This window comes from Clostridium boliviensis (genome assembly GCF_033342255.1).
Classification (GTDB): Bacteria; Bacillota; Clostridia; order Lachnospirales; family Lachnospiraceae; genus Lacrimispora; species Lacrimispora boliviensis.
In genome coordinates this window covers 1-336 of sequence record NZ_JAWONS010000095.1, presented here as the reverse complement: position 1 = coordinate 336, position 336 = coordinate 1, and the positions used below count along the sequence as shown (strand labels likewise).

1 protein-coding gene is annotated in these 336 nt (G+C 67.9%); it reads left to right on the top strand.

All coding sequences use genetic code 11. From position 1 onward, the window contains the following. Positions 1-29: 29 nt before the first annotated feature. Positions 30-336: bifunctional ornithine acetyltransferase/N-acetylglutamate synthase (locus tag RZO55_RS03255; RefSeq protein WP_318062852.1), on the top strand; the 307-nt coding region annotated here is incomplete at its 3' end.

Genomic DNA, 336 nt, shown 5'->3' with positions numbered 1-336 from the left:
TTGCCCACGTGTCCCGGGAATTGGCCAAGATGATCGCCCGGGACGGGGAAGGGGCGACCCGGCTGGTGGAGGTGCGGGTGACGGGGGCCGCCTCCCTCGACATGGCCCGGCGGGTGGCCAAGGGCGTAGCCGGTTCCAACCTGGTCAAGTCGGCGGTTTACGGGGCAGACGCCAACTGGGGAAGGGTTTTTTGCGCCATCGGTTACGCCGACCCGGGTGTGCGAACCGAGGCCGTCGACCTGTACATCGGGGAGACGCCGGTGGTCCGGGAGAGCCGGCCCGTCTCCTTCGACGAGGAGCAGGTGCAGGCCCATATGAAAGAGGAGACGGTGAACC